This is a genomic window from Pseudomonas sp. IT-196MI5, from assembly GCF_949767415.1.
Taxonomy (GTDB): domain Bacteria; phylum Pseudomonadota; class Gammaproteobacteria; order Pseudomonadales; family Pseudomonadaceae; genus Aquipseudomonas.
This window is the reverse complement of record NZ_CATKPZ010000033.1, coordinates 43,360-67,964: the sequence shown is the minus strand read 5'-3', so window position 1 is coordinate 67,964 and position 24,605 is coordinate 43,360. Positions and strand designations below refer to the sequence as shown.

Sequence of the window (24,605 nt, the reverse complement as noted above, 5' to 3'; positions counted from 1 at the left end):
GCCTTTGAACCGAGGCGCGGCCATCGCGAGCAAGCTCGCTCCCACATTGGATCTGTGTCTGGTCACAGATTGATGTCCCAGCACAAAACCCTGTGGGAGCGAGCTTGCTCGCGATGGCGTCAGCCCAGGCAACACAAGTGTTCCTGCCTCTACAGCTGCTGCGCCAACACCTCAACCTGCTCCTGGCGCTCCGCCTGATTCAACTTCGCATGCGCATTGAGCGACGACCACTGCGGATGCGCCCGCGCCTTGCTCAAAGCCTCGGGCAGTTTGCCTTCGCGCCAGCTCTTGTCCTGTGGCGTGGCGACCTGAATGCTGTCCATCGCCGCATGCCCACGGGCGTTCAGTGCTTGCAGCAACTTCCGCTGACGCAGCGCCAACAGCCGCAGCACGTTGTCGTCCATCGTCAGTTCGCGCTGGCCCTTGACCTTGCCGAGCAAGCGGCTGCCGTAACTGCGCGCGGTTTGCAGCGCGCCGCCGGCGATGGCACCGGCCAGTGCGGCAGCGCCGAGGGTAATGCCGCCTACCAGCAAATCGACCCCAGCCCCCGCAGCAGCCCCCGCTGCGATCCCGCCACCGACGCGCACGCCCAGTTGCTTGAGGGTTTCCGGGTTGAACAGGTCATCGCCCCAACGGCCGTCGAGCAACGGCAACTCACTGGCCGCGGCGTCCTGTGGGCGGAAAGCGTAGAGCTTGAGCAGGGCCTCGACGCAACGCTGCTCCCGTTGCCGCACGGCTTTGCGCAGTTCGCTGATCGCCTGTCGTTCCTTTTCGGCATCACTGACCACGCTGCGTCGGCAGGCCGCGCAATCGATCAATAATTCGGCAATCAACCGCACCGCACTTTGCTGGCGGGCCAAACGCTGGGCTTGCTGATCGCAAATCAGGCGTTCCAGTTGCGGTCGGGCAGACTCCAGCAGCAGGGCGAGACTTTCATAGAGCCGACGCTCGCCATCCTCCGGCGGCGCGACACTGTCAAAGCGCACCAAGGCATGCAATCCCAGCCGCGCCAGCGCTTCACGCCATGCCGGCTCGCGGTGGTTGGCACTGCTGACGAAGTTCAACACCGGCAGCAAGGGTTTGCCGCAACTGGCCAGTACTTCCAGCTCGTCGCGATACTTGGCCAGCACCGGCTCCCGGGCGTCGATCACGTAGAGCCCGGCGTCCGACGCCAGCAATTGGCGCAGCACCTTGGCCTCCTGTTCGAAGCGTTGCCGGGCTTCGCTACCCTCGAGGAAGCGCGCCAGGCGTGCCGGGCCGTCGAGGCGTTCACCGGGACGCTCCAGGCGTTCGAGGTAATCGAGCAGGGCGATGGCGTCTTCCAGTCCGGGGGTGTCATAGAGATCGAGCAACGGCTCGCCATCCACCGACAACCGTGCGCCCTCGACATGCCGCGTGGTGCTGGGGCGATGGGACACTTCACCAAAGCCGACGTCGCGGGTCAGGGTGCGCAGCAACGAGGTTTTGCCGACATTGGTGTGGCCGACCACGGCGAGTATCAGAGGCTGTTTCCAGGTGTCAGTCATGACCCGTCTCCAGCCAGTTCATCGGTGCACAATCGGCAAACGGCAGCTCAAGCTGTTGCAGCGCCACGTGCCAGTCGCCCAGGCGTTCGGCGTCCAGCGCTTCACCGGGGGGCGCCTGCAACAACCACACGCGGGTGGCGCTGGCGCTGCGGGCCAACTCGGCAATCAAGGCCAGACTGCCGCGATCCGGCGAGCGCCGTGGATCGCACGCGATGGCCAGGCGTGCCGGGGGGAAACGGCTCAATTGTTCGAGGAGTTTGTGTCGCGATTCGCGGCTGTCGAGGATGCCGGCGTTGTTCACGTTTTTCGGCAATTGCGGTGGCCACGGGCGCTGGTCGTCCAGCTCGATGGCGACCAGTAACGCGCCGTCGCTTTGCTGTTCAGTCACGCCGCTTTCCACGCGATGCAGCTGCGCCGGTGCCACATCGCTGACGCCGAGGCGCTCGCTGGTGGGCATCAAGCGTTCGCGCAGTTGTGCGTAACCGGGCAGGTTCAAATCCAGACGCAGCGCCGTTTGCCCGGTCTTCCAGCGCCACAGGCAAAGCAGCGCCAGCAGCAGGCGCGGCACAACGCCGTAGACCAGCAAGACGCCGACCAGCCACGCGGCCCAGGCCTGACGGGCACTTTCGATGTTCAGTGCGGCATCGCCACTGGCGCGGATCATTTCCTCGGTCGGCACGCTGAGGCCGAGCAGGGCCGGTAGCACGCCAAGCGCCTGAGTGACGGCGATAAAGGTGTCGGCACTGAGGATCGTGGTTTCCCAGACGAAGCCGTAGCGCCGGGTCGCCATCAACATCAGAAGGAGCACCAAGGCGCTGAGCATCGCCAGCAACCACAGGCTGTTGACCAGCACGCCGATGGCCCAGCGATTGAGTTTCTGGCGTTGTAGCAACAGGAGCAGGGCCGGTGCCAGTTGTGCGGCTTTGGCGTCCCGCGCGAGCTTTTCGCTAAGCCACAGCCACAGGCGTGCGAGGCTGGCGCCTTGTTCACCGGCGAACACCAGGCCCAGGGCCCAGCTCAGCAGCAGGATCAGATTGAGCCCGAGCAGGCTGCCCAAGGCCCAGAACACATTCACCGGGTGCAGGCCGTCGCCCAGTGCAGCAAAGGCCAGGCCGGCGCCGCTGATCACGGCCAGCACCGCCATAACGATCAGCGCCAGTCGTGCGCCTTGCAGCCAGTGTTTGAGGGCCGCAGCCAAGCCATCGCGTTCAGCCAGCCACAGGGCCCGGCGTTGAATGCGCGACGGCAAATCGCCGCCGGCGCTGCGGGCCACTCGGTTGGCTTCAAGGTCTTCCAGAGGACCTGCGTGTTCTTCGCGCAGTCGAATGGTTTCTGTCAGCCAGAGGGTATTGAGTTCAGTCACGCGGCATCCCGTCGCTTAATTGAGCTGTGAGCATAACCGCTGTGGCGCTTATCGGCGAAAGCGCGGCTCTGGTATCCTCGCCGGCATGACTAAATCACTCCCCCTCAGCCTGATCGCAGCCCTCGGTGAAAACCGCGTGATCGGCGTCGACAACAGCATGCCCTGGCACCTGCCGGGGGACTTCAAATACTTCAAGGCCACCACCCTCGGCAAGCCGATCATCATGGGGCGCAAGACCTGGGATTCCCTCGGTCGCCCGTTGCCCGGCCGCTTGAACATCGTGGTCAGCCGTCAGGCGGATCTGGTGCTCGAAGGCGCGGAGGTTTATCCGTCGCTGGAAGCCGCTGTAGCTCGCGCCGAGGAATGGGCGAAGGAGCAGGGCGTTGATGAGCTGATGCTGATTGGTGGTGCGCAGTTGTATGCGCAAGGGTTGGCGCAGGCCGATCGCTTGTACCTGACCCGCGTGGCGCTGAACCCGGAAGGGGATGCATGGTTTCCGGCGTTTGATTTGACCCAATGGAAACTGGTGTCGAATGTGCCGAATCCGGCGGAAGGCGACAAGCCGGCGTACAACTTCGAAGTCTGGGAAAAAGCCTAAAAGCATCGCGAGCAAGCTCGCTCCCACAGTGTTTTGAGGTGAATCACAAATTGTGTGAGCACCACAGATCCCTGTGGGAGCGAGCTTGCTCGCGATAGCGGTCTATCAGACGCCGATCAAACGTGCGCCAACGCCAAATGCTCATCCGCATCCAGCAACGCCTTATCGGTCTGCTGCATCACCTGACTGGTAATCGCCCCCGCCGTCATCGAACCACTGACGTTCAACGCCGTACGCCCCATATCAATCAGCGGCTCGACCGAAATCAGCAACGCCACCAGTGAAACCGGCAAGCCCATCGCCGGCAGCACGATCAATGCCGCAAACGTCGCACCGCCGCCAACCCCGGCCACACCGGCCGAACTCAGCGTGACAATCGCCACCAGCGTCGCGATCCACAGCGGGTCCAGCGGATTGATGCCCACAGTCGGCGCAACCATCACCGCCAACATCGCCGGGTACAGGCCGGCACAACCGTTCTGGCCAATGGTTGCGCCAAACGAAGCGGCGAAGCTGGCGATGGACTGCGGAATGCCCAAGCGACTGGTCTGCGCTTCGATGCTCAACGGAATCGTCGCAGCGCTGGAGCGGCTGGTGAAAGCAAACGTCAGCACCGGCCAGATCTTGCGGAAGAAGCGCAGTGGATTGATCCCGGCGGCCGACACCAGCACGCCATGCACCACGAACATCAGGCCCAGGCCGATGTAGGACACCACCACGAAGCTGCCGAGTTTAATGATGTCTTGCAGGTTCGAACCGGTGACCACCTTGGTCATCAGTGCCAGTACGCCATACGGGGTCAGCTTCATCACCAGGCGCACCAGACGCATCACCCAGGCTTGCAGGGTGTCGATGGCGTTGAGCACTTTCTGACCTTTCTCGGCATCATCCTTGAGCAATTGCAGCGCAGCGACACCCAGGAACGCAGCGAAGATCACCACGCTGATGATCGAGGTCGGTTTGGCCCGTGCCAGATCGGCAAACGGGTTCTGCGGGATGAACGACAGCAGCAACTGTGGCACGTTAAGGTCGGCGACCTTGCCGGCGTAATCGGTCTGGATGGTTTGCAGCCGCGCCATTTCCTGGGTGCCGGCCACGAGGCCTTCGGCGGTCAGGCCGAACAGGTTGGTCAGGCCGATGCCGATCAGCGCTGCAATGGCGGTGGTGAACAGCAGCGTGCCGATGGTCAGGACGCTGATCTTGCCCAGAGACGAAGCATTGTGCAGACGGGCCACGGCGCTGAGGATCGAGGCGAATACCAGCGGGATCACGATCATCTGCAGCAGTTGCACATAACCGTTGCCCACCAGATCGAACCAGCCGATCGAGGCTTTCAACACCGGGTTGCCGGCACCGTAAACGGTGTGCAAGGCCACGCCGAACGTCACGCCCAGCACCAGCGCGAGCAAAACTTTTTTCGCCAGGCTCCAGCTGGTGTGGTGGGTTTGTGCCAGGCCGTAGAGCAGGGCGAGGAACACCAGCAGATTGAGAATCAGCGGCAGATTCATGAGAACTCCGAGTCAGACTTGTGCCAGCTACCGTCCGGGGCAGCTGTGAATCGGCAAGCCTAACAGCTTGAAAAATAATGAATTAATATCAAAAACGCATGATTTCAGTCGTTTTTGGAATAAGCGGGTGTCGCTGTCAGAAATGCAGCTGGCGCGAAAGGGACGCAGGCGGTCGCTGACAGACGAGGACTGTCACACATATTTGTTAGCGTCGATCTCCTTCATTCAGGGTCTTTTTATAAGGGAAGCATGCCAATGAAGTTCGCACCGAAATTGCTGGCAGCAGCGCTTTGCCTGGGCCTCGCCGGCCAGGTTCTCGCAACGGATCTGAAACACTGGCCCGCCGATCAGGCCAAGGCGCTGGACGCGATGATCGCCGCCAACGCCAACAAAGGTAACTACGCGGTGTTCGACATGGACAACACCAGTTACCGCTACGACCTCGAAGAGTCGTTGCTGCCGTTCATGGAGAACAAGGGCCTGATCACCCGCGATAAACTCGACCCTTCCCTGAAGCTGATGCCGTTCAAGGACACCGCCGACCACAAGGAAAGCCTGTTCAGCTACTACTACCGCCTCTGCGAAGTCGACGACATGGTTTGCTATCCATGGGTCGCCCAAGTGTTCTCCGGCTTCACGCTCAAGGAACTCAAGGGCTATGTCGACGAGATGATGGCGTCCGGCAAACCGGTGCCGGCCACTTATTACGAAGGCGACGTGGTCAAGAAACTCGACGTCAACCCGCCGAAAATCTTCACCGGCCAGCAAGAGCTGTACAACAAACTGATGGAGAACGGCATCGAGGTCTACGTGATGACCGCCGCCTCCGAAGAACTGGTGCGCATGGTCGCGGCCGATCCGAAGTACGGCTACAACGTCAAACCGCAAAACGTGATTGGCGTGTCGCTGCTGCTCAAGGACCCGAAGACGGGCGAGCTGACCACCGCACGCAAGCAGGTCACCGCCGGCAAATATGACGAGAAGGCCAACCTCGGCCTCGAACTGACTCCATACCTGTGGACCCCGGCGACCTGGATGGCCGGCAAGCAGGCGGCGATCCTGACCTACATCGACGAGTGGAAAAAACCGGTACTGGTGGGCGGCGACACCCCGAGCAGCGATGGTTACATGCTGTTCCACAGTGTTGACGTAGCCAAGGGCGGCATCCACCTGTGGGTCAACCGCAAGGACAAGTACATGACCCAGATCAACGGCATGATGGCCAAGAACGCCGCGGCCCAGACCAAGGAAGGGTTGACGGTGACCGCCGACAAGAACTGGGTGATCGTCAAACCTGAAGACATCCAGTAAGACCGCGGCGCCGCCATCGTCGGAACGCCGCCCGGACCAAGCTCGCTCCCACAAAGATCTCGGGTGAAACACAGACTGTGTGAGCACCGAAGATCCCCTGTGGGAGCAAGCTTGCTCGCGATGAGGCCAGTCGGAGCAATGAAAGCCTCTGCATGATCGACATCTCCTGACAGTCGCAACCTACGCATTCTTGCGTAAGGGACTACGACTGCGCCAGAATCCGCCGGCTTGTGCGTCTGGGTACCGGCTTCTATCGTTTCCGCGTCGCTGAACATCAGTGATCGGGTTTGGTAGCCCGTGTTCACCTCGGCGCATTGCGCCACCCTTTGCAGGGTTCGTTTCCGTCTCTGCTCATATGGTGGCCATGCGCAGGGCATCTTCGGACGCGCCGGGTTCCTGGTGACCGGTCTACCAACCTGCGTATGGCCGCCACCCATCGTTTGGTAGCGAGAGTGATGGCTCCTTTTTTCTCACCCGGAGTTCCATCAATGCTGAAAATTACCCCCGATCCCCCAAATACCGACAACCTGTCCGCCCACATCAACACCACCCCGCGCAAACCCAGCCGAACATTCTTGATCGCGCCCGGCCTCGACACCGAAACCCTGTTGGCTCACGCCTGCGAATCCCTCGCCTCGGCCAATGTCATGGCCAGCGATTTCGCCGGACTGCTGGAAGGCTCGCAACGCAGCACGATGCTGGGGATTGCGCAGGTGATCATGTTGGGCGAGCTGGCGGTGAATCAGGCTCTCGATAATCTCGATCCGCAGGATTAACGCTCGCAAAAATGCCCCGCACTTGGCGGGGCATTTTTATGTTCGGCGGTTAACGCCAGCATACCGACGTCCATATCCAGACTCATTTCAGAATTAACCTACATCAATCAAGGAAACGTCTGATTTATCTCCCACTTCGCCTCTTCTAGCGTGCGTCCTTTCGATCTGACAAGGACACATTTCGCATGAAGCGCTATAACATCACTGTCGGTGCTAGAACCACCGTCGGTGGCACCGTGCGTACGGGCTATCAGTACAGCACCATCGAAGATCAGGCCATGGCCCGCGAAGGTGATGAAGTCTATTGCCCGAAGTGCGACAGCATCGGTGTGATTGTCCTCGACGGCCCGCACTTGGTGGATGAGATGGACGGCCGCCAGGCTGCCTTGGACAACGATCTCTGCAGATGCAAATGCGACCCGCCCCCCAGGTTGATTGCTAACCAGACACTCCGTTCTCAACAGTTCGACGATGTGCAGGTCGCCTCGGGGACAAGAGCCGCCGCCCAATCTGCCGCGCCGTCTGCAACCAGTCCCGCGCGAGCGGCACCGGGTCCCTCTGGTCTTGCACCTGCCGCAAGCCCCGCGACACCGTCTTTCGGCGATTTACCGGGGCCGGTTTGCGAGAACTTGTGGCGCGGCTACCAGCAAAGAGCCGAGGCCATCGTGGCACCGGGTGGCATCTTGATTGCCGACCCAAAGGCGCGTAATCGCGCGATCAATGCGGCGTACGCCCGATTGTGGCTGGAGGATCAGCGCTTCCAATGGGCGGGCCTGGCAGCGTTCGCCTCCAAGCAGGTGGGTTGTGGGTTGTTGCATGCTGCGGATTCGATCGAAAAGATCGATGCGGAAAAGGAGGCAAAACAACGATGGGTGGAGTCGCACAGGAGAAAGCCCGCTGGCTTGTTCGGCTGGTTCAGTAAGAGTGAACGGCAGACGACAGCACGCGAACTTGAGCGGGCTGAACGGGATTACGAACAGGCGCGCCGCAACAATCCGACGTGGTGGCTCGATGTGCGGAGCCCGAACGAACCGTTGTCGCTCGTACAGAAGCAACTTCAGTACGTTCACGACATGCTGGCGCTGGGCAATACCACGCTGTTTCTGGATGTGTTTCCGCTGCATGCGTTTTACAAGGAGCGTGGGTTGTTCGCGCTCAAAACCTGCCTGGAATCACGTCAAAAAATTTATGGCCACGATCAGTATCCAGTCCTGTGGCCGATTGAGCAGGAGAGGTTGAGATTCGGTGTTGATCACAAGGAAATCCTGCAAGCCTTCGAAGCCATGGATGCAGGCAATATCGTCGAAAGTGTTGTTTTTCTTGCCGAACATGAGCAGAAGAACATCCTGCAACCAGCGATGTACAGCAACGTGCAATTGGTACGTTTGCTACGTGGTAACCATTTCTCCTATGTCACGAACTTCCCCTCCGGTGCTGCGGCAGCGGTCGAGCTGACTCTGGCCAGCCAGTGTCATCCAAGCGAAGACGGGCGCACCGTGGGCTTCAGCAATGATTACTTTGCCAACCTGGCCGATATCCATCAGCGCATGCCTTTCGTACTCAAGGCCGCGGCGCAATTTGATGAGCTGCTACGACGCTCTGATCGCCACCTGATCGAACAGGCGATCCTGGACATTGCCGCAGGCCGGGGCGTGCGATGAGTCTGCTACGACGAATAGATTGGCAACGCAAGGTTTTGGCAATCGTAGTCGCGGTTCTGTTGATCGTGGCGATGGTTCGAGCGCTTTCGGACGAGCCTGTGATCGCGCTGATGATTGGCGAGCCTTGGGAAGCCATGCGTCAGCGCTCCAGCGCGGTTATCGCTCCGGCTTTTCCTGGATACTCCTGGTTCAACATGCCCAAGTCTGATGCGCGCCTACGTTTTATCGACCCTCAACTCGGATTTGAGACCCCGCTAGCTCGCTTTTTCACGGTTAGTTTCGATAAGGATGGGTTAGTCAGCAGTGTCCGTATGTCCCCGCAGATAGAGCCGCTATTGCTCGACGACACGCTCAAAGTCCTGTTGGGCCTGCAGGAGCAATGGCGCCAAGGCGGTTGGACACCAATCCGGCTCAATGACTTTCCGTCATTCGCCGACACTCCTCAATGGCGTGCCCGATTACGAGATGTAAACACCGGCGGCACTGCTTACTGGCGAGCTGACGACAAATATCAGGTACTGCTAGGGGTTAATCGCTTCAGGGACGATAAGCGTCCCACAGAAGAGCGCTATCTCATCACGTTGCAGCTTGCCACGCCCTGGGGAAGCCCATGACCCAATGGTCGCGACAATGGTTCGGACCCAGCCATAGTTAACGGCTTGTGAAATTTAAAACATCTGTAAGCCCGAGAGTTTATTCAGTTCAGCGAATTAATTTAATGGAGTAGGTATATATGGATGCATGCATTTTTCGGTCACTTATATATGTAGTTGGAGGTGTCTTGCCTGCCTCGGGATTGGCGCTACTCAGTCTGGTTTTTATGGGGTCCGGTAAAGCTTTTTTCATGCTGCTCAGCACGCTCGCATGGCTAGGGACCTGCGGACTTATTTTGGCGGCATCAAACAAACCCACTGATACTGAGCCACGACGTAGGCTGGTTATAACAGCAATGTTAACGATGGGATTGCTCGCTATGTCTCCTCTGCTGTTTTTTTTGTTCACAGCGTTCAGCGACGAAATATGGATTAATTGGGCAATTCTGGGGCCAACACTTCTGGCACTTCACTACATGTGGCAAGTTGTGCGGATTCACTGCTCCGGAAAATGCCGATTTTTTGCATATGGCTCGTTAGAGCTCACAAGGAGGTCATCGGTTGATAAATGATCCCAAAAAAATGCCCCGCACTTGGCGGGGCATTTTTATGTTCGATGCTTAAGCCTTACAGCCCATCAAGCATCGCCTTGTTACGTACAGCACCCTTATCGGCACTGGTGGCCAGCAGGGCGTAAGCCTTCAACGCGGTGGTCACTTTACGTGGCCGCACTTCCACCGGCTTCCAACCTTTCTTGTCCTGCTCGACTCGGCGTGCCGCCAGTTCTTCATCGCTGACCAACAGGTTGATCGAGCGGTTCGGGATGTCGATCAGCACCTTGTCGCCGTCCTGCACCAGGCCGATCGCGCCGCCGGCAGCGGCTTCAGGCGAAGCGTGGCCGATGGACAGACCGGACGTACCGCCGGAGAAACGGCCGTCGGTGAGCAGGGCGCAGGCTTTGCCCAGGCCTTTGGATTTCAGGTACGAAGTCGGGTAGAGCATTTCCTGCATGCCCGGGCCGCCTTTCGGGCCTTCGTAGCGAATGATGACGATGTCGCCTTCTTTCACTTCGTCAGCAAGGATGCCGCGTACGGCGCTGTCCTGGCTTTCGAAGATTTTGGCGTTGCCTTCGAACACGTGGATCGACTCGTCGACACCCGCGGTTTTCACCACGCAGCCGTCCAGGGCGATGTTGCCGTAGAGCACGGCCAGGCCGCCTTCTTGCGAGTACGCATGCTCGACACTGCGGATGCAGCCGTTTTCACGGTCGTCGTCCAGGGTTTCCCAACGGGTCGACTGGCTGAACGCGGTTTGCGTCGGGATGCCTGCCGGACCGGCCTTGAAGAAGTGGTGCACGGCTTCGTCGGTGGTCTGGGTGATGTCCCACTTGGTGATGGCTTCTTCCATGCTGCGGCTGTGCACGGTCGGCAGCTGGGTGTGCAGCAAGCCGCCACGGGCCAGCGAGCCGAGGATGCTGAAGATCCCGCCGGCGCGGTGCACGTCTTCCATGTGGTACTTCTGAATGTTCGGCGCGACCTTGCACAGTTGCGGCACGTGACGGGACAGACGGTCGATGTCGCGCAGGTCGAAATCGATCTCGGCTTCCTGGGCCGCGGCCAGCAAGTGCAGGATGGTGTTGGTGGAACCGCCCATGGCGATGTCCAGGGTCATGGCGTTCTCGAACGCCTGGAAGTTGGCGATGTTGCGCGGCAACACCGACTCATCGTTCTCGCCGTAATAACGCTTGCACAGCTCGACGATGGTGCGCCCGGCCTGCAGGAACAACTGCTCGCGGTCGCTGTGGGTGGCCAGGGTCGAACCGTTGCCCGGCAATGCCAGGCCCAGGGCCTCGACCAGGCAGTTCATCGAGTTGGCGGTGAACATGCCGGAGCACGAACCGCAAGTCGGGCAGGCGCTGCGCTCGTACTCGGCGACTTTCTCGTCAGAAGCGCTGGAGTCGGCGGCGATCACCATGGCGTCGACCAGATCGAGGCCGTGGGAGGCGAGTTTGGTCTTGCCGGCTTCCATCGGGCCGCCGGACACGAAGATTACCGGGATGTTCAGGCGCAGGGCGGCCATCAGCATGCCAGGGGTGATCTTGTCGCAGTTGGAGATGCACACGATGGCGTCGGCGCAGTGGGCATTGACCATGTACTCGACGGAGTCGGCGATGATCTCGCGGCTCGGCAGCGAATAGAGCATGCCGTCGTGGCCCATGGCGATGCCGTCGTCGACAGCGATGGTGTTGAATTCCTTGGCCACGCCGCCAGTGCGTTCGATCTCGCGGGCGACCAGTTGCCCCAGGTCTTTGAGGTGCACGTGGCCCGGTACGAACTGGGTGAACGAGTTGGCAATGGCGATGATCGGCTTCTTGAAGTCGTCATCTTTCATCCCCGTGGCGCGCCACAGTGCACGGGCGCCGGCCATGTTGCGGCCGTGGGTGGATGTTTTCGAGCGGTAATCAGGCATGAAGCACTCCGGGCGGCTAATCAGGTATCAAAAGGGAAGTGAGCTTCTATTGACGTCTGGAACACTCAGAAATGGCCGCGTGTCCGGAAGTTGCCGATAACTTTGCGGGATCGCCGCGCGCTTCAGCTTGAGCTCATAAACCCGCCGGGGATGACTGGCGATGAATGCTCGCGATTCTACACGGCTGGCGGCTGGAGGGAATGCCTGCAAGCGGGGGAGGCAGCATTCACAAGACATGCGGACAGGCCTGCGGAACTTCACATGGAACGATTTTCTGTAGGAGCGAGCTTGCTCGCGATGAACCTGAGGGGAACGCGTTCATCCAGGGTGAGCGCGTTATCGTTGACGACCATCGCGAGCGAGCTCGCTCCTACAGGGAGATGTGTTCGATACATCCAGATCCACTGTCGTGGCGACAAACCCATTCGCCCCATCTACCGTTTATCCTCCATTCGCCAAGGAGGACAACGGAATGTCCAACCCGAACCATGGTCATCGCTTACGCACAGGTCGACAGTCAGAGTCTGGTCGTATCTATCTGCTGACTGCTGTCACACAAGGACGGCAACAATTCTTTAAGGATTGGAGGATGGGTCGTTTTCTGGTGCACGAATTCAGAAGAGCTCAGGAGTCTGGCAATGCCACTTCGATAGCCTGGGTGGTCATGCCGGATCATTTTCACTGGCTGGTTGAGTTGCACAATGGTGATTTACCGAAGTTGATGCAAACGACGAAGTCTCGAAGTGCTCGTGCCATTAACAAGGAGAGAGGTTGCCACGAGACGCTATGGCAAAAAGGCTATTTCGATCGGGCGCTACGCCGAGAGGAAGACCTGAAAGCCGCTGCCCGATACATTATTGCCAACCCATTGCGAGCCGGACTTGTGACCAGTGTTCGTGACTACTCACTGTGGGATGCCATTTGGCTCTGATCTGTAGGAGCGAGCTTGCTCGCGATGAGCCTGAGAGCGCCGCGGGGCGCCAGGCTTCCCGCGTTATCGTTGACGACCATCGCGAGCGAGCTCGCTCCTACAGTGGTTTGCGTTTTAGCTGTTCGGCAACAACCGGCAAGTAATGCTCTTGATATACCGCGTCTCGGCAATCGCCGGATGCACCGGATGATCCGGACCCTGGCCACCGCGTTCGAGCATCTGGATGTTGCGGTCCAGGTGACGGGCGCTGGTCAGCAGGATGTTCTGCAGGTCGTCTTCCGGCAGGTGCATCGAGCACGATGCGCTGACCAGGATGCCGTCCTTGGTGAGCAGGCGCATGGCTTGCTCGTTCAGGCGGCGGTAGGCGCCTTCGCCGTTCTTCATGTCTTTCTTGCGTTTGATGAACGCCGGCGGGTCGGCCACGATCACGTCGAAACGCTCTTCGCTGGCTTTGAGTTCTTTGAGGGCTTCGAACACGTCGCCTTCGATGCAGGTCATTTTCTCGGCGAAGCCGTTCAGCGCAGCGTTGCGCTCGACACCGTCGAGGGCGAAGGCCGACGCATCGACGCAGAACACTTCACTGGCGCCGAACGCGGCAGCCTGCACGCCCCAGCCGCCGATGTAGCTGTACAGGTCCAGCACGCGTTTGCCTTTGGCATACGGCGCCAGGCGTGCGCGGTTCATGCGGTGGTCGTAGAACCAGCCGGTTTTCTGGCCTTGAATGACTGGCGCTTCGAATTTCACGCCGTTCTCTTCGAGGGCAACCCACTCCGGCACCAGGCCGAAGACGGTTTCGACGTAGCGGGTGAGGCCTTCAGCGTCACGGGCAGCGGAGTCGTTCTTGAACAGGATGCCGCTTGGCTTGAGCACCTGGGTCAGTGCCGCGATCACGTCGTCTTTATGGGCTTCCATGGTGGCCGAAGCGATCTGTACTACGAGGATGTCGCCGAAACGGTCGACCACCAGGCCCGGCAGCAGGTCGGAGTCGCCGTAGACCAAGCGATAGAACGGCTTGTCGAACAGGCGGTCGCGCAGGGACAGGGCCACGTTCAGGCGGTGTACCAGCAGCGATTTGTCCAGCGGCAACTTGATGTCGCGCGATAGCACACGGGCGCAAATCAGGTTGTTCGGGCTCATGGCAACGATGCCCAGCGGCTTGCCGCCAGCGGCTTCGAGGATCGCCTGGTCGCCGGCCTTGAAACCGTGCAAAGGCGTAGCGGCTACATCGATTTCGTTGCTGTAGACCCACAAGTGACCGTTGCGCAGACGACGGTCGGCGTTGGCTTTGAGGCGCAGGCTAGGCAGGGACATGTCGTCGCTCCGGAAAAAAGAGCGGGAGTATAGCGTGTTGAGCCCCCGGATTGGCCTGCGAATGGACATGTGGCAAGGGTTGTCTTGCGATTTGGTATGTCGGATCCAACTTTATAAAGGTTAGAATCACCGTCTGACCCAGAGTGTGCACAAATGTCCCAAGAGCTGACTTGCGAACAGATCCAACAAGCCCTGCAGGGCATCAGCGTACCGGCCCAGCCGCAAATCATGGTGGATTTGCAGATGGAGCAGTACATGCCCGACCCGGATCTGGAAGTCATCGCCAGGCTGATTTCCCAGGACCCGGGTCTTTCCGGTTCCCTGCTGAAGATCGTCAATTCGCCGTATTACGGCCTGAGCAACAAGATCGCCTCGATCCAGCGCGCGGTAAATCTGCTGGGCAGCCGCTCGGTCATCAACCTGATCAACGCGCAGTCGATCAAGGGCGAGATGAATGACGAGACCATTGTCACCCTGAACCGTTTCTGGGACACCGCCCAGGACGTGGCCATGACCTGCCTGACCCTGGCCAAGCGCATTGGCGTTGAAAATGGCGACGAAGCTTATGCCCTGGGCCTGTTCCATGACTGCGGGGTGCCCTTGATGCTCCAGCGTTTTCCCGACTACATGGGCGTTCTGGAGCAGGCCTATGCCAACGCCAGCGCCGAATGCCGGGTGGTGGATACGGAGAATCAGGTGTTCAATACCAACCACTCGGTGGTCGGGTATTACACGGCCAAGTCCTGGCGTCTGCCGGAACACGTGAGCGCGGCGATCGCCAATCACCACAACGCCCTGGCGATCTTCAGCGATGAGTCGTCGCGCAACAGTTCGCTGAAAAACCTGCTGGCGATACTGAAAATGGCCGAGCATATTTGTGCTTCTTATCGGGTGCTGGGCAACCAGACCGAAGATCACGAGTGGAACAGCATCGCGCCGCTGGTGCTCGATTATGTCGGCCTCTCGGACTATGACTTCGAGACCCTCAAGCAGACGATCCGCGACCTCGGCACTCATCGCTGAGTGTCGGACTTTCTTCTTTCAAGAGCGCACCATGCCTGAATTGCCAGAAGTCGAAACCACCCGTCGCGGCATCGCGCCGTACCTGGAAGGCCAGCGCGTCAGCCGGGTGATCGTGCGTGATCGGCGCCTGCGCTGGCCGATTCCCGAAGACCTCGATGTGCGGTTGTCCGGGCAGCGCATCGTACTGGTGGAGCGGCGCGCCAAGTACCTGCTGATCAATGCCGAAGTCGGCACCTTGATCAGTCATTTGGGCATGTCAGGCAATTTGCGTCTGGTGGAGGTCGGGCTGCCGGCGGCCAAGCATGAGCACGTGGACATCGAGCTGGAGTCGGGCCTGGCCCTGCGTTACACCGACCCGCGGCGCTTCGGCGCAATGCTCTGGAGCCTCGACCCGCTCAATCATGAATTGCTGATTCGCCTGGGGCCTGAGCCGCTGACCGACCTGTTCGATGGTGAGCGCCTGTTCCAGCAGTCCCGTGGCCGTTCGATAGCGGTCAAGCCATTCATCATGGATAACGCGGTGGTGGTGGGCGTCGGCAATATCTACGCGACCGAAGCGTTGTTCGCCGCCGGGATCGACCCGCGCCGCGAAGCCAGGAGCATTTCCCGTGCGCGTTACTTGAAGCTGGCCATCGAGATCAAGCGCATCCTGGCGGCTGCCATCGAGTGTGGCGGTACCACGCTGCGGGACTTTATCGGTGGTGACGGTCAGCCCGGTTATTTCCAGCAGGAACTGTTCGTGTACGGCCGTGGCGGTGAACACTGCAAGGTCTGTGGCACGGGGCTGCGGGAAGTGAAGCTCGGGCAGCGCGCCAGCGTTTTTTGCCCGCGTTGTCAGAGCTGATACGCGCGACAATCCGTTAGAGATTCGGCGTGGCTGATGGCCTCATCGCGAGCAAGCTCGCTCCCACAGGGGTTTGTGAACGACACAGATCCAGTGTGGGAGCGAGCTTGCTCGCGATGAGGCCTGAAAGAGCACTACATCATTCAAGCCTTGCCGGTAATCTTGCGGTACTTCTCCATCAACTGTTCTTCAGTCTCCGGATGAGCTTCGTCCAGTGGAATGCAATCCACCGGGCAGACTTGCTGGCACTGCGGTTCGTCGTAGTGGCCGACGCACTGGGTGCACAGGTTCGGGTCGATCACGTAGATCTCTTCGCCTTGGGAAATGGCGGCGTTCGGGCACTCGGGTTCGCAGACGTCGCAGTTGATGCAATCGTCGGTGATGATCAGGGACATGCTAACTCCAGCCGGGGCGGCAAGCCCGGGCGCAATAAACCAATGCGCATAATTGTGCCGCATTGGCGCCTGCGTTGCACGCAGGTGCGACGTACTGTAGGAGCCAGCCTGCTGGCGAAGAACCCGAGAACGCCGCGGGGTGTCAGGTTTCCCGCGTTATTGTTGACGTCCATCGCGAGCAGGCTCGCTCCTACAGTTTGCGGGGGTTATTTCTTCTTGAAACGCTCGGTCAGGGCGTCCGCCACCACAGGGTGGACGAACTTGGTGATATCGCCGCCCAGGGCTGCGATTTCACGGACCAGCGTCGAGGAAATGAACGAGTAACGCTCGGAAGGGGTCAGGAACAGGCTTTCCACGTCCGGCGCCAACTGGCGATTCATGTTGGCCAGCTGGAACTCGTATTCGAAGTCTGACACCGCGCGTAAACCACGCAGGAACACGTTGGCATTCTGCTCTTTGGCGAAGTGCGCGAGCAGCGTCGAGAAGCCGACGACTTCAACGTTCGGCAGATGTTTGGTGACCTCGCGTGCCAGTTCCACGCGCTGTTCCATTGGAAACAGCGGGTTTTTCTTGGGGCTCGCGGCAACGGCAATGATCACGTGATCGAACAGGCGCGAGGCGCGTTCGACCAGATCGCCATGGCCCTTGGTAATAGGGTCGAAGGTACCTGGGTACAACACTCGGTTCATCGCGTCGTCCTGGCGGGAATCCGTTGGGGAGTCGGATGGTATCGCAGCCTTCCCGGTCGGCCAAGTCGCCTGTTGGATAAGAAAGCACTATAGACGATGGGAATAATCGTCATTTTCATGGATTTTTTAAACGTTCGGCCAAGGATGTCGCCAGTTGCGCCGTCAGTCCATAGACTGACAGCTGCGGGTTGGCACCAATGCTGGTGGGGAACAGCGAACCGTCGTGGATCGACAAATTGCCCAGTTGATGATGCCGGCCGAGGCTGTCGGTCACCGCATTCGTCGGGTCTTCACCCATGGCGCAACCGCCCATCACATGGGCACTGCCCAGGCGTGTGCGATACAACTCCAGGCTCAGGCCGTCGATTAGCGTGCGGGCTTCGGCGAGTGTCTTCACGTAACGGGCATCGGCGTGCATCGGCATGATTGCCTTGGCGCCACCCGCAAACTGGATCTCGGCCATGGTATGGAACGCCCGGCGCAATCCATCCCAGGCGTAGGGCGAGAGCTGATAATCCAGCACCGGTGTGTCATCGCTGCGCAATTCGACGCTGCCACCGGGGCTATCCGGGTGAAAACCGTCCCGCAGTAACGCCAGCATGGCGTGGGTATGCGGCAGATTGGCCATGTGTTGCGAATTCTCCTGGCCGAACCCGCCGAGCAACGTCGTGGCCAGCGCCGGGTGCAGGGGCGGGACTTCCAGTTTGAAGGACATCTTGCCGGTGGTGCCGTCCTGCCATTGGAAATGGTCGGAGTAAATCGACTGCGGCGCGCCGTAGAACGGGTTGACCACTTCGTCGAACAGTGCGGCAGACATATTCACCGGGTGCAGGAAGGTGCGTTTGCCCAGGCGCTTGTGCGGGTCGGGTGCCCCGGAGCGCATCAGCAAGGCCGGGCTGTTGATGCCGCCACCGGACAGCACGAAATGCCGTGCCTTGACCGTGATGGTGCGCCCGGTCGGTGCGACGCAGCGTTCATCCATCGCCGAACATTGCAGGCTGGTGACCTTGTCGCCGCTGATGTTAAGTTTTTCGGCGCGGGCCAAGTAAAGCAGCTCGCCGCCTTTTTCCAGGGTCGCTGGAATGGTGGTGACCATCATCGATTGCTTGGCGTTGGTCGGGCAGCCCATGCCGCAGTAGCCGAGGTTCCAGCAGCCGCGCACGTTGCGCGGGATGACGTGCCATGAGTAATTCAGTGCTTCGCAGCCCTTGCGAATCACATCATTGTTGGCGTTGGGTGGCACCATCCACGGCGCGACGCCCAGGCGTTGCTCCATTTTTTCGAACCACGGTGCCATTTCCGCCGGGCTATGGCCCTTGACGTTGTGCTCTTTGGCCCAGTGTTCCAGGGTCGGTTCCGGAGTGCGGAAACTGGAGGTCCAGTTGATCAACGTGGTGCCGCCCACCGCCCGGCCCTGGAGGATGGTGATCGCGCCGTCCTTGCTCATGCGGCCGATGCCTTCCTGATAAAGGCTGCTGTAGGCCTGGTCTTCGAGCAGCTTGAAATCGCTGCTGGTCTTGAGTGGGCCTTCTTCGATCAGCAGCACTTTGTAGCCGGCTGCGCTGAGGATTTCGGCGGTGGTGCCGCCGCCGGCTCCGCTGCCGATGATCGCCACGTCCGCTTCGAGTGTCAGGTCCTGGGTCAGTTGCGAGCCATTGTAGGTTTTCCAGCCTCGGGCCATGCCTTCGCGGAACGGATCGGGTACGGGCATCTTCGGATTCTCTTTTTATTGTTGGAGTAGGCGGTGAAACGGCTGGCCCCATCGCGAGCAAGCTCGCTCCCACATTGGTTCTGCGTCGTTCACAAATCCCCTGTGGGAGCGAGCTTGCTCGCGATAGGGGCGACTCGTTTTCAGACCGTAGGCGGCCCGGGATACCCGCAATGCGCCCACGATTCCTTGCGGCCGTACCAGGCCATCATCACCAGTTGCAGCAAGGAACTGTGGCCCATGCGCAACAGGCTCAACGAGCTGTTTTCCCAGCGATCGAGAAAGGCTCGGATGTCGTTGGCGCTGGCGTTTTCCCAACTGCCCCAGATCCCGGTCAACGGCCCGCGGGTTACGGCCATGCCCAGCACATCGAACAGTTGCCGGGTCAGTTTGAGTATTTCCGGTGACAAGTGAGCGAGGTTGTAATCAAGGCTTTTCAGTGTGCCCTCGACAGCCTCGGGCATCCGTTCGGAGGTTACGGCACCCTCGAGCATGACTGGAATCAATGCCCGCAAAAACAGCAGGTCGCCGCTGCGTAACGTGACGAAACCACTGGCCGGAACACTCGACGTACAGCCGCTGAGGCTGGCGCCCAATCCGGCAGTGGCGAGAAAGGCGCTGGCGCCAAGGCTGAATTTAAGTAGCCCGCGCCGTGACAGCGCGGGTGTATCGGAAAAGCTGGGGTTCATTATTGTTATTACCCGATGGTGAAATCGTTAGCGGATGAACAGCTTCTGGATCAGCTTCTGGATCGACTTGCCATACGGCGGGTAAATCAGTTTCGCCGCGTTGAAGCGCTGCTTGATCAGCACGCCCTTGGCCTTGCTGAAGGTCAGGAACCCTTCATGGCCATGATAATGACCCATGCCCGAGGCACCGATTCCGCCGAACGGCATGTCGTCCTGAGCGACGTGCAGCAGCGTGTCGTTCAGGCACACGCCGCCGGAATGGGTTTCATGCAGCACACGCTGTTGTTCGCGCTTGTCGTAGCCGAAGTAATACAGCGCCAGTGGGCGAGGGCGTTGGTTGATGTAGGCAAATGCCTGGTCCAGATCCTTGTACGGCACGATCGGCAGCAGCGGTCCGAAAATCTCGTCCTGCATCACCGTCATCTCGTCAGTGACATTGAGTAGCAGGCTATGGCTCATGCGTCGGCCCTGGCTCTGGTCGAACAGCGGCATCAGCAACGCACCCTTGCTGGTGGCATCGCTGACGTAGCCGTTTAGGCGCGCCAGTTGTCGCTCATTGATGATCGCGGTGTAGTCCGGGTTGTCGGCCAGCGTCGGATAAAACCCGCGGACGGCTGTGCGATAGGCCTCGATGAAACCTCCGACGCGATCCTCCGGCACCAGTACGTAGTCCGGTGCCACGCAGGTCTGGCCGGCGTTCAGGGTCTTGCCGAAGGCGATGCGCTCGGCGGCGTCCTTGAGCGGCACGTCGCGGGAAACAATGGCTGGGGACTTGCCGCCCAGTTCCAGGGTGACCGGGGTCAGGTTTTCCGCGGCGGCGCGCATGACGTGTTTGCCGATGCTGGTGGCGCCGGTGAACAACAGGTGATCGAACGGCAGGCGTGAAAACGCCACGCCCATATCGGCCTCGCCCAGGACCACGCAAACCAGGTCTTCGGGGAAGACTCGCGCCAGCAGTCGCTTCATCAGCAGGCCGGTCGCGGGGGTTGACTCACTGAGCTTGAGCATCACCCGATTGCCCGCCGACAGCGCGCCGACCAGCGGGCCGATGGCCAGGTACAGCGGGTAGTTCCACGGCACGATGACCCCGACCACGCCCAGCGGTTGGTAAATCACTTTGGCCGCAGCGGGCTGGAAGGCTAAACCCACCTTGCGCCGCGATGCTCGCATCCAGCCCTTGAGGTGTTTGCTGGCGTAATGGATGCCGTGCAGGCTGGGCATCAGTTCGGCGAGCAGGGTTTCATCGGCGCTGCGATGGCTGAAGTCCTGGCTGATCGCATCGATCAGGGCCTGACGTTCAGTATTCAACAAATCCTTTAGCACCTTGAGCCATTGCTGACGCTGCGCGGCGGGTGGCATCGGATTGGCAGCGTAGGCGGCACGCTGGGCGTTGAACAGGGCCTGAAGCTCTTCCAACGGCTGCTGTAGGTTCTGCAGGTAGGAAATTTCAGCAGTCATGGTCGGCTCCGGATTTATTGTAATGAGGCATTTTTTAGAGTCTATGCTCTAAAAAGTCAAATGACATCCTGTAACAGCTTTGTTTTATCCACTCGCGGATAGATCTAAGATGCCCCTCAACGCACTCTGAATTAAAGCTCAAGCCATGGCCCCACGGATCAAAACCAGCGAGCGCATCGTGCAGAACAGCCTGGAGCTGTTCAATCAACAGGGCGAGCGCAGCATCAGTACCAACCACATTGCTGCCCATATGGAAATTTCCCCGGGCAACCTGTACTACCACTTCCCTAACAAGCAGGCGATCATCGCTGTGCTGTTCAGCGAGTACGAAAGCCTGGTGGACAGCTTCCTGCGCCCGCCCCAGGGCCGTGCTGCCACGGTGGAAGACAAACGCTTCTACCTCAAGGAGCTGCTGGCGGCGATGTGGCGTTACCGGTTTCTGCATCGCGATCTCGAACATTTGCTCGACAGCGATCCGGACCTGGCCGACCGCTATCGACGTTTCTCCCAGCGCTGCCTGATCCAGGGTTCGGCGATCTATGAAGGCTTCGTCGCCGCCGGCATTCTGAAGATGGACAAGGTGCAGATCGAATCCCTGACGCTCAATGCCTGGATCATCCTCACGTCCTGGGTGCGCTTCCTGTGCACCACGCGGGAGAATTCCAGCCACCTCAGCGAGCAGGCCATTAAACGCGGTGTGTATCAGGTATTGGTACTGGAAGCCGGGTTCGTCACGGATGAGGCCCGCGATGCGGTCAACGCCTTGTTCGAAGAGTTTTACGTGCCCCTGGCCCAGGCGCTTGAGGAAGTGTCGTAGGATCGAAGCCCGATAAAAATCACAGGAGCCCGTTATGCCCATTGCGCAACTGATCAGCCCGCAAGCACTGGACCTGAAAAAGGACCAGCCGGGGCTGGTGATTCTGGATTGTCGTTTTGCCCTTGAAGACCCGGATTACGGTCAGCGCAGCTATGCCGAAGGGCACATTGCCGGTTCGAGCTATGCCGACCTTGAGCGTGATCTGAGTGGCACCGTGGTCAAGGGCGTGACCGGGCGTCATCCGTTGCCCGAGCCCGCGCAACTGATCGAGCGCCTGCAAGCCTGGGGCATCAATGCCGATAGCGAAGTGGTTCTGTATGACGACGGCCCGGGTGCCTATGCGGCGCGGGCCTGGTGGTTGCTGGCCTGGCTGGGCAAGCGCGATGGCGTATTCATCCTCGATGGCGGCCTCAAGGCCTGGCATGCAGCGGGGCTTCCGTTGAGTCTGGATGCGCCGTCAATCACCCGTGGCACCTTTACCGGCAGTCCTGACACAGCGTTGCTGATCAGCGCCGAGCAACTGCAAAAACGCCTCTCCCAGCCGCAACTGACCCTGCTCGATGCCCGTGCACTGCCGCGTTTCAAGGGTGAAGTGGAGCCGATCGATCCGGTAGCCGGGCACATTCCCGGCGCCCAGTGTGCAGCGTTTACCGACAACCTGGGCGCAGACGGGCGCTTCCTGCCGGCCGATCAGCTCAGGCAGCGTTTCGCCACGAAACTGGGTGATCGCTCGCCGACCGATCTGGTGGCGTACTGCGGTTCCGGCGTGACGGCGTGCCACAACCTGTTTGCGTTGTGTCTGGCCGGTTATCCGTTGGGTTCGTTGTATGCCGGGTCGTGGAGCGAATGGATCAACGAGCCTGCGCGGGGCATTGCTAGCGGCGAATAAGCACCACGAAACCTTGTGGGAGCGAGCTTGCTCGCGATGAGGCCATCACATTCAATATTGATGCTGATTGTTAAGCCGCTATCGCGAGCAATCGAGCGTCGACCGGCTGCTCCCACAGGGATGGATGGTGTTTGTGAGATCTCGTTAAGCCTCAAGTCCCCGCTTTGCGCTGCGATACGCCCCCGGCCCGACCCCATACACTTGCTTGAACTGCCGACTCAGATGGCTCTGGTCGGCAAACCCCAGTTGCATCGCGACTTCCAGCGGCAGACAACCACTTTGCAGCATCGCCCGTGCCCGGGCGATGCGCTGTTGCATCAGCCAGGTGTGCGGCGGCATGCCGGTGGCACGGCGGAACACTCGGGCGAAATGGAATGGCGAGAGATTGACCGCCGCTGCCAGCGCCTCCAGTGAGGGCGGTGCTGCCAGTTGCGCCTGCAGCAATTCCTTGGCCAGGCTCACGGCCCGGTGTTCCTTGCCAGGTTTGCCGGCATCGGGCACCGCCGCATGACGCTGCAACAGCGACAGCACCAGTTCGCGCCAGACCGTTTGTTGCTGCAATGCCGTGGCGGGGCTTTCCAGCAGGCGGTGGAGTTGGCAGAAACCGTTCACCAGATCCTGATCGCGATACAGCGTGGCACCGAAGGCCGGCAAGTGGCGGGTCGGCAATTCGAGTTCGGCCAGCAGCGAGGTTATCTGTCCGCTGTCCGGATAAAACGCCCGGTAGAGCCAGCCATCCTCGGTGCCTTTATGACCGGTGTGCAATTCATCGGGGTTGATCAGCACCAGTGTGCCGCTGCCCGCCAAGTGTTCGGCACCGCGATAGCGATAACGCTGGGCACCGGCCATGATCATGCCGATCACATAGCCATCATGCACATGGGGCGCGAAACGATGATCGATGTAGCGGGCGGACAATAACTCGACTCCGGCCAGTGGTGCGGTTTGCCAGAAATGAATCGACTCGCCCTGATCGCTGACCATGGCTTTACTCGCGAGCCACGGCGACCAGCCACTCGGGGATGCGCCGTTCCAGGTAATAACCCGGTTGCCGGAGCGTGCCGTCTACGAAACCGACGTGCCCGCCCTTGGCTTGCAGTTCAAGTTGCGTACAGGCGGACAATTCATCGGCGTGCGGCAGGCTGTGGGGAAATACGAAGGGGTCGTCGGCCGCCTGAATCATCAGGGTCGGCGTGCGAATTTCGCCGAGGAAGTAGCGGCTCGATGCGCGGCGATAGTAATCCTCGGCATCGACAAAGCCGTTCAGCGGTGCGGTAACCCGGCCATCGAAATCCCAGAATGTGCGCATGTTTTCCAGCGAGCCAAGTGCAGCCAATGCGGCCAGGCCATCCTCGCGTCCGTCATGCTGGAACTGCCGCTGTTTGTTCTTGATGTAGGCGAGCATCTCGCGCATGAAATGCGCCTGATAGACTTTTGAGAAACCTTGGTCGATACGGTCGGCGCACTGGTCCAGGCGGAACGGCACCGACACCGCCACGGCGCCCATCAAGTCGCTGTCGCTGCCGGTTTCGCCCAAATGCTTGAGCAGGATATTACCGCCCAGGGAGTACCCCACCGCATACAGTGGCGCGAGAGGTCGTTTGGCCCGCAAGTGCCTGATGGTTTCGGCCAGGTCTTCGCTGGCGCCGGAATGGTAGCTGCGCGGCAACAGGTTGGGTTCGCCAGAGCAGCCACGCCAATTCAGCGCGACGCTGGCCCAGCCTCGGTCGCCCAAGGCTTTTTGCATGCCGGCGACATAAGGCGAATTCGAGGAGCCGGTGAGCCCGTGCAACACCAGCACCAAGGGTGCGTCGGCGCTGTGCGGGCCATGCCAGTCGAGATCGAGAAAATCGCCGTCTTCAAGCCAAAGACGTTCGCGTTCGCGTTCGATGTGCACGGTTTTACGCCACAGAGGCCCCCACAAGGTTTGCAAGTGCGGATTGCCGATGCCAAAGGCGGGGGTAAAGGACGGCGGTGAGGCCAGTGCGGGGTGCGATTGCACAGTCATTCTCGGTGGAAGTGTTCATGAGTGTGCCCGAAGACGCG

Annotated in this window: 22 protein-coding genes and 1 pseudogene; 10 read left to right on the top strand and 13 right to left on the bottom strand. The window is 60.1% G+C overall.

Annotation, left to right across the window (positions count from 1 at the left end; genetic code table 11):
- Window positions 1-149: 149 nt before the first annotated feature.
- The gene (locus ACM6IK_RS18670) at window positions 150-1,526 is read right to left on the bottom strand and encodes a GTPase/DUF3482 domain-containing protein (RefSeq protein ID WP_414875524.1); all 1,377 of its coding nucleotides are present in this window, start codon (window positions 1,524-1,526) and stop codon (window positions 150-152) included.
- Window positions 1,519-2,889, bottom strand: a complete 1,371-nt coding sequence (locus tag ACM6IK_RS18665) for a DUF2868 domain-containing protein (protein ID WP_414875523.1) — start codon at window positions 2,887-2,889, stop codon at window positions 1,519-1,521. The genes ACM6IK_RS18670 and ACM6IK_RS18665 overlap by 8 nt, the downstream gene beginning before the upstream one ends.
- A gap of 85 nt (window positions 2,890-2,974) precedes the next feature.
- Here ACM6IK_RS18665 and ACM6IK_RS18660 point away from each other — a divergent pair, with 85 nt between their 5' ends.
- Window positions 2,975-3,487: a dihydrofolate reductase gene (locus ACM6IK_RS18660; RefSeq protein WP_414875522.1), complete on the top strand. Its 513-nt coding sequence runs from the start codon at window positions 2,975-2,977 to the stop codon at window positions 3,485-3,487.
- A gap of 116 nt (window positions 3,488-3,603) precedes the next feature.
- Here ACM6IK_RS18660 and ACM6IK_RS18655 read toward each other — a convergent pair whose 3' ends face one another.
- Window positions 3,604-4,995, bottom strand: a complete 1,392-nt coding sequence (locus ACM6IK_RS18655; protein WP_414875521.1) for an L-cystine transporter — start codon at window positions 4,993-4,995, stop codon at window positions 3,604-3,606.
- A 255-nt stretch (window positions 4,996-5,250) separates the two neighbouring features.
- On the opposite strand from ACM6IK_RS18655, the gene ACM6IK_RS18650 reads away from it, so the two are divergent.
- From ACM6IK_RS18650 to ACM6IK_RS18635, 4 genes are all read left to right on the top strand, one after another.
- Window positions 5,251-6,306 carry a haloacid dehalogenase-like hydrolase gene (locus ACM6IK_RS18650; protein ID WP_414875520.1) on the top strand — a complete coding sequence of 352 codons (1,056 nt, stop codon included), beginning with the start codon at window positions 5,251-5,253 and terminating at the stop codon, window positions 6,304-6,306.
- Between the two features lie 488 nt (window positions 6,307-6,794).
- Entirely contained in the window at window positions 6,795-7,082 is a 288-nt protein-coding gene (locus ACM6IK_RS18645) for a DUF6124 family protein (protein WP_414875519.1), read from the top strand.
- 185 nt (window positions 7,083-7,267) lie between these two features.
- On the top strand, window positions 7,268-8,743 hold the full coding sequence (locus ACM6IK_RS18640; RefSeq protein WP_414875518.1) for a PAAR domain-containing protein: 1,476 nt from the start codon (window positions 7,268-7,270) through the stop codon (window positions 8,741-8,743).
- A complete protein-coding gene (locus ACM6IK_RS18635; RefSeq protein WP_223531461.1) occupies window positions 8,740-9,357 on the top strand; it encodes a hypothetical protein in 618 nt (205 codons plus the stop codon). Before ACM6IK_RS18640 ends, ACM6IK_RS18635 begins: the two co-directional genes overlap by 4 nt.
- A 606-nt stretch (window positions 9,358-9,963) precedes the next feature.
- Here ACM6IK_RS18635 and ilvD read toward each other — a convergent pair.
- On the bottom strand, window positions 9,964-11,805 hold the full coding sequence (ilvD, locus tag ACM6IK_RS18630) for a dihydroxy-acid dehydratase (RefSeq protein ID WP_414875517.1): 1,842 nt from the start codon (window positions 11,803-11,805) through the stop codon (window positions 9,964-9,966).
- 472 nt (window positions 11,806-12,277) lie between these two features.
- Here ilvD and ACM6IK_RS18625 point away from each other — a divergent pair, with 472 nt between their 5' ends.
- A complete protein-coding gene (locus ACM6IK_RS18625; RefSeq protein WP_414875516.1) occupies window positions 12,278-12,736 on the top strand; it encodes an REP-associated tyrosine transposase in 459 nt (152 codons plus the stop codon).
- Window positions 12,737-12,738: 2 nt separating this feature from the next.
- Here the strand turns inward: ACM6IK_RS18625 and ACM6IK_RS18620 are convergent.
- Window positions 12,739-12,816 (bottom strand): annotated as a pseudogene (locus tag ACM6IK_RS18620) (outer membrane lipoprotein carrier protein LolA); the annotation flags it as partial.
- 34 nt (window positions 12,817-12,850) lie between these two features.
- A complete protein-coding gene (locus ACM6IK_RS18615; RefSeq protein ID WP_103395796.1) occupies window positions 12,851-14,047 on the bottom strand; it encodes a class I SAM-dependent rRNA methyltransferase in 1,197 nt (398 codons plus the stop codon).
- Between the two features lie 153 nt (window positions 14,048-14,200).
- Between ACM6IK_RS18615 and ACM6IK_RS18610 the strand changes: the two genes are divergently transcribed.
- Both ACM6IK_RS18610 and mutM read left to right on the top strand, forming a co-directional pair.
- Window positions 14,201-15,070: an HDOD domain-containing protein gene (locus tag ACM6IK_RS18610; protein ID WP_414875515.1), complete on the top strand. Its 870-nt coding sequence runs from the start codon at window positions 14,201-14,203 to the stop codon at window positions 15,068-15,070.
- Between the two features lie 31 nt (window positions 15,071-15,101).
- Window positions 15,102-15,914, top strand: coding sequence for a bifunctional DNA-formamidopyrimidine glycosylase/DNA-(apurinic or apyrimidinic site) lyase (gene mutM / locus ACM6IK_RS18605; protein WP_223456647.1), 813 nt, complete (start codon window positions 15,102-15,104; stop codon window positions 15,912-15,914).
- Window positions 15,915-16,057: 143 nt separating this feature from the next.
- Here mutM and ACM6IK_RS18600 read toward each other — a convergent pair whose 3' ends face one another.
- The 5 genes from ACM6IK_RS18600 to ACM6IK_RS18580 all read right to left on the bottom strand — a co-directional run bounded on the left by ACM6IK_RS18600 (window position 16,058) and on the right by ACM6IK_RS18580 (window position 20,853).
- Window positions 16,058-16,309 (bottom strand): YfhL family 4Fe-4S dicluster ferredoxin, encoded by a 252-nt coding sequence (locus ACM6IK_RS18600; protein WP_003195146.1) that lies wholly within the window; start codon window positions 16,307-16,309, stop codon window positions 16,058-16,060.
- A 206-nt stretch (window positions 16,310-16,515) separates the two neighbouring features.
- Window positions 16,516-16,998, bottom strand: a complete 483-nt coding sequence (gene coaD, locus ACM6IK_RS18595; protein WP_108217078.1) for a pantetheine-phosphate adenylyltransferase — start codon at window positions 16,996-16,998, stop codon at window positions 16,516-16,518.
- Window positions 16,999-17,113: 115 nt separating this feature from the next.
- Window positions 17,114-18,709, bottom strand: a complete 1,596-nt coding sequence (locus tag ACM6IK_RS18590; protein WP_414875514.1) for a GMC family oxidoreductase N-terminal domain-containing protein — start codon at window positions 18,707-18,709, stop codon at window positions 17,114-17,116.
- A gap of 140 nt (window positions 18,710-18,849) precedes the next feature.
- Window positions 18,850-19,395: a twin-arginine translocation pathway signal protein gene (locus ACM6IK_RS18585; RefSeq protein WP_414875513.1), complete on the bottom strand. Its 546-nt coding sequence runs from the start codon at window positions 19,393-19,395 to the stop codon at window positions 18,850-18,852.
- Between the two features lie 27 nt (window positions 19,396-19,422).
- Window positions 19,423-20,853: a coniferyl aldehyde dehydrogenase gene (locus tag ACM6IK_RS18580; protein WP_414875512.1), complete on the bottom strand. Its 1,431-nt coding sequence runs from the start codon at window positions 20,851-20,853 to the stop codon at window positions 19,423-19,425.
- A 145-nt stretch (window positions 20,854-20,998) separates the two neighbouring features.
- Here ACM6IK_RS18580 and ACM6IK_RS18575 point away from each other — a divergent pair, with 145 nt between their 5' ends.
- Entirely contained in the window at window positions 20,999-21,670 is a 672-nt protein-coding gene (locus ACM6IK_RS18575) for a TetR/AcrR family transcriptional regulator (RefSeq protein WP_223546881.1), read from the top strand.
- A 34-nt stretch (window positions 21,671-21,704) separates the two neighbouring features.
- Window positions 21,705-22,559 (top strand): sulfurtransferase, encoded by an 855-nt coding sequence (locus ACM6IK_RS18570; protein ID WP_414875511.1) that lies wholly within the window; start codon window positions 21,705-21,707, stop codon window positions 22,557-22,559.
- A gap of 144 nt (window positions 22,560-22,703) precedes the next feature.
- Here the strand turns inward: ACM6IK_RS18570 and ACM6IK_RS18565 are convergent, their stop codons facing one another.
- Together ACM6IK_RS18565 and ACM6IK_RS18560 are read right to left on the bottom strand one after the other, a co-directional pair.
- Complete coding sequence (locus ACM6IK_RS18565; protein ID WP_414875510.1) at window positions 22,704-23,543, bottom strand: AraC family ligand binding domain-containing protein; 840 nt, start codon at window positions 23,541-23,543, stop codon at window positions 22,704-22,706.
- 4 nt (window positions 23,544-23,547) lie between these two features.
- The gene (locus ACM6IK_RS18560) at window positions 23,548-24,567 is read right to left on the bottom strand and encodes a hydrolase (protein WP_414875509.1); all 1,020 of its coding nucleotides are present in this window, start codon (window positions 24,565-24,567) and stop codon (window positions 23,548-23,550) included.
- Window positions 24,568-24,605 lie beyond the last annotated feature (38 nt).

What these genes read in the sequence shown, in the direction of transcription:
- ACM6IK_RS18670 (WP_414875524.1), bottom strand. Translation starts at nt 1,526, where the DNA reads ATGACTGACACCTGGAAACAGCCTCTGATACTCGCCGTGGTCGGCCAC.
- ACM6IK_RS18660 (WP_414875522.1), top strand. Translation starts at nt 2,975, where the DNA reads ATGACTAAATCACTCCCCCTCAGCCTGATCGCAGCCCTCGGTGAAAAC.
- ACM6IK_RS18655 (WP_414875521.1), bottom strand. Translation starts at nt 4,995, where the DNA reads ATGAATCTGCCGCTGATTCTCAATCTGCTGGTGTTCCTCGCCCTGCTC.
- ACM6IK_RS18650 (WP_414875520.1), top strand. Translation starts at nt 5,251, where the DNA reads ATGAAGTTCGCACCGAAATTGCTGGCAGCAGCGCTTTGCCTGGGCCTC.
- ACM6IK_RS18645 (WP_414875519.1), top strand. Translation starts at nt 6,795, where the DNA reads ATGCTGAAAATTACCCCCGATCCCCCAAATACCGACAACCTGTCCGCC.
- ACM6IK_RS18640 (WP_414875518.1), top strand. Translation starts at nt 7,268, where the DNA reads ATGAAGCGCTATAACATCACTGTCGGTGCTAGAACCACCGTCGGTGGC.
- ACM6IK_RS18635 (WP_223531461.1), top strand. Translation starts at nt 8,740, where the DNA reads ATGAGTCTGCTACGACGAATAGATTGGCAACGCAAGGTTTTGGCAATC.
- ilvD (WP_414875517.1), bottom strand. Translation starts at nt 11,805, where the DNA reads ATGCCTGATTACCGCTCGAAAACATCCACCCACGGCCGCAACATGGCC.
- ACM6IK_RS18625 (WP_414875516.1), top strand. Translation starts at nt 12,278, where the DNA reads ATGTCCAACCCGAACCATGGTCATCGCTTACGCACAGGTCGACAGTCA.
- ACM6IK_RS18615 (WP_103395796.1), bottom strand. Translation starts at nt 14,047, where the DNA reads ATGTCCCTGCCTAGCCTGCGCCTCAAAGCCAACGCCGACCGTCGTCTG.
- ACM6IK_RS18610 (WP_414875515.1), top strand. Translation starts at nt 14,201, where the DNA reads ATGTCCCAAGAGCTGACTTGCGAACAGATCCAACAAGCCCTGCAGGGC.
- mutM (WP_223456647.1), top strand. Translation starts at nt 15,102, where the DNA reads ATGCCTGAATTGCCAGAAGTCGAAACCACCCGTCGCGGCATCGCGCCG.
- ACM6IK_RS18600 (WP_003195146.1), bottom strand. Translation starts at nt 16,309, where the DNA reads ATGTCCCTGATCATCACCGACGATTGCATCAACTGCGACGTCTGCGAA.
- coaD (WP_108217078.1), bottom strand. Translation starts at nt 16,998, where the DNA reads ATGAACCGAGTGTTGTACCCAGGTACCTTCGACCCTATTACCAAGGGC.
- ACM6IK_RS18590 (WP_414875514.1), bottom strand. Translation starts at nt 18,709, where the DNA reads ATGCCCGTACCCGATCCGTTCCGCGAAGGCATGGCCCGAGGCTGGAAA.
- ACM6IK_RS18585 (WP_414875513.1), bottom strand. Translation starts at nt 19,395, where the DNA reads ATGAACCCCAGCTTTTCCGATACACCCGCGCTGTCACGGCGCGGGCTA.
- ACM6IK_RS18580 (WP_414875512.1), bottom strand. Translation starts at nt 20,853, where the DNA reads ATGACTGCTGAAATTTCCTACCTGCAGAACCTACAGCAGCCGTTGGAA.
- ACM6IK_RS18575 (WP_223546881.1), top strand. Translation starts at nt 20,999, where the DNA reads ATGGCCCCACGGATCAAAACCAGCGAGCGCATCGTGCAGAACAGCCTG.
- ACM6IK_RS18570 (WP_414875511.1), top strand. Translation starts at nt 21,705, where the DNA reads ATGCCCATTGCGCAACTGATCAGCCCGCAAGCACTGGACCTGAAAAAG.
- ACM6IK_RS18565 (WP_414875510.1), bottom strand. Translation starts at nt 23,543, where the DNA reads ATGGTCAGCGATCAGGGCGAGTCGATTCATTTCTGGCAAACCGCACCA.
- ACM6IK_RS18560 (WP_414875509.1), bottom strand. Translation starts at nt 24,567, where the DNA reads ATGACTGTGCAATCGCACCCCGCACTGGCCTCACCGCCGTCCTTTACC.